Below are 2099 nucleotides of genomic sequence, written 5' to 3'. Positions count from 1 at the left end.
GAACGTCCGCCCGGCCGCCCCGCAGATGTTCACCGAGATGTTCACCAACTGGATCGTGCGCGCCCGTAAGCGGCTACGTGAGGATGCCCAGGAACCGGTCTGGTAGCCGGCCGCCCGGCACACCGGTTGGGGAGTAGCCGGCGGCATTGACGCCCGCCGGTGTGGTGGAGGTGAGCGACGGGTCCGTCACGCGGGAGGTCGTGCTCGTGGGCGTACTCGACGGGGCGGTGGTATTCGCCGCCGTGGTCGTCGGATCCTGCTGCTCCTCGGTGGTTTCGCCGCCGGTTTCCTCGGTGCCTTTGGTCTCCTCGGTTTCCCCTTCGGAACCGCCCTGATCGCCAGTGCCGCCGCCGCCAGTGCCGCCGCCGGAGCCCTCGCCCGCGCCGTCGCCACCACCGGAATCGCCGCCACCACCTTCCCACTCGCGGTCATCGGTCGGCGGTTTCACCGGCGGGACCAGTGGTTGGGTGGGATCGTCCGGCTTGGGCAGGACCGGAATCTCTCGGTCGGTGTCGACGAACGGCTTCACATAGTGGGTGCCCATCACGGTGCGCGCGGTGGCTTCGGCATCGTCACGCTTGGACGCCGAATGCGAGCCGACATACGGCCAGCTCGTCGGGTTCCACGCCGGGCGCTTCTCGACCACCTCGGGCAACTCGCGCTTGGTGGTGTTGATCGAATCGACTGCGCCGTAGACCCGGGCGGCCATCGCTTGCAGGGCGGGGGAGAGATCTTGGGCGCGAGTCGTGTAGTTGGACAAGGCCGTCCGGGCGGCTTCGGCGGCCGGGCCGTCCCATGCCGCCGAGCTCGACCGCTGGATGCGGGCCGCGAAAACCTTCACCCCATCGGTCCATTTGTTCTCGATCTCGGTGAATTTGTTGGCCGCGGCGAAAGCCTCTGTCGTGTTCAGCGGATTGAACGAATCATTGATCTGGGAGTGATCGAGATTGTCGGGGTTCTCGCCGTCTTTGATACGCGGCTGCTCGGTAGGGATTTTGGACATCGTGGCCTACTTCGCCACGGGGGTGACGCCGGGCTGGGTGCGTGTCGGCGCAATCGGCCCCGGAGGTGGTAGTTCGGCCACGAGCTGGTTGTAGCGGGCAGCGAACGTCTCGTCGGTGTCGATGTAGCGCTGAGCGATCGCTTTATGGAGTTGCTGGATTTCGTCGACGATCTTGTAGTGCTCTTCGAGGATCGCGTGGATGCTGTTGTCGGAACCCTTGGCCTTTTCGCGGAATCGACTGACGAGGATGCTCGCCGATGACAGGGGGTCCTTGTCCTCGCCGAGGCCCCACTTCGCCTGGTCGGATACTGTTCGCGCGATTTCCTGTAGGTCGACGATCAGGTCCTTGAACGCTTGGCAGTCACGATCGATATAGACGAACTCCTCGGCGTTGACCCGAACGTCACCGTTCAACTGCGTCGACAGTCGGCCCTCGGTAGCTTCCGTGATCAAACCCGAGAACGGCCCAGGTGTTGTCTCGTCGCTCATGGTCGTGTTTCCCCCTGGTTGGCGTTGTACTTGCGAACGATTGACTGTCAGGTGCCGGCTGGGATCAACGGCACTACCTTCTCTGCCAGAGTTCGCGCCAGCACGCATGTGTCCGTTGAGCCCGTCTTCCGACGTGAAGGCGAATTGCTGAGGCCGAACTCGAGGCTGCCCCCTTCCATCGCGACATGGAGGGTGCAGACGTACTTCGGGTCCTTCTCGTCACTGACGTGAGAGGCAATAGCTTCACGTCCGCCGATGGCGTATTCGTCGCGGATTGTTCTGTCCGGGTTGTCGCGCACCATGCCAACGGTGATGTTGGTGACGCTGATGGTCGCGCCATAGCCGTCCGACTGGATCCAGCGGCAGCCCTGCCACTTGATTCCGTTTGAACCCTCGTTTGAGGACGGTTGCTTATTTCGCAGCCCCTCCGAGTCAAGTACTTCCTGCGTGATATCGGCGCATGGATCGAACCCACTCGGCACGTTCTCCGGAATCGACCCATCTGTAGTACTAGTGCTCGCCGCCCACGTCCACGCCAGCCACCTGCTGCACACCGCCGAACGCGTCTCCGACGACCGCGTGCACGCCGCGTGGTACCGCCTGGCCC

Annotated in this window: 3 protein-coding genes; all 3 read right to left on the bottom strand. The window is 63.8% G+C overall.

Going from position 1 to position 2099, the window contains the following annotated elements:
• Positions 1-73: 73 nt before the first annotated feature.
• Genes GV790_RS28780 through GV790_RS28770 form a run of 3 tightly spaced genes read right to left on the bottom strand, consistent with a single transcriptional unit; the run spans position 74 to position 2046 of the window.
• Positions 74-1003 (bottom strand): hypothetical protein, encoded by a 930-nt coding sequence (locus tag GV790_RS28780; RefSeq protein WP_163817973.1) that lies wholly within the window; start codon positions 1001-1003, stop codon positions 74-76.
• Positions 1004-1009: 6 nt separating this feature from the next.
• Positions 1010-1492 (bottom strand): hypothetical protein, encoded by a 483-nt coding sequence (locus GV790_RS28775; RefSeq protein ID WP_163817971.1) that lies wholly within the window; start codon positions 1490-1492, stop codon positions 1010-1012.
• A 47-nt stretch (positions 1493-1539) separates the two neighbouring features.
• The gene (locus GV790_RS28770) at positions 1540-2046 is read right to left on the bottom strand and encodes a DUF3558 domain-containing protein (protein ID WP_309139046.1); all 507 of its coding nucleotides are present in this window, start codon (positions 2044-2046) and stop codon (positions 1540-1542) included.
• Positions 2047-2099 lie beyond the last annotated feature (53 nt).

This window comes from Nocardia cyriacigeorgica (assembly GCF_010858045.1).
Lineage (GTDB): Bacteria > Actinomycetota > Actinomycetes > Mycobacteriales > Mycobacteriaceae > Nocardia > Nocardia cyriacigeorgica_E.
This window is presented reverse-complemented; position numbering and strand designations above follow the sequence as displayed.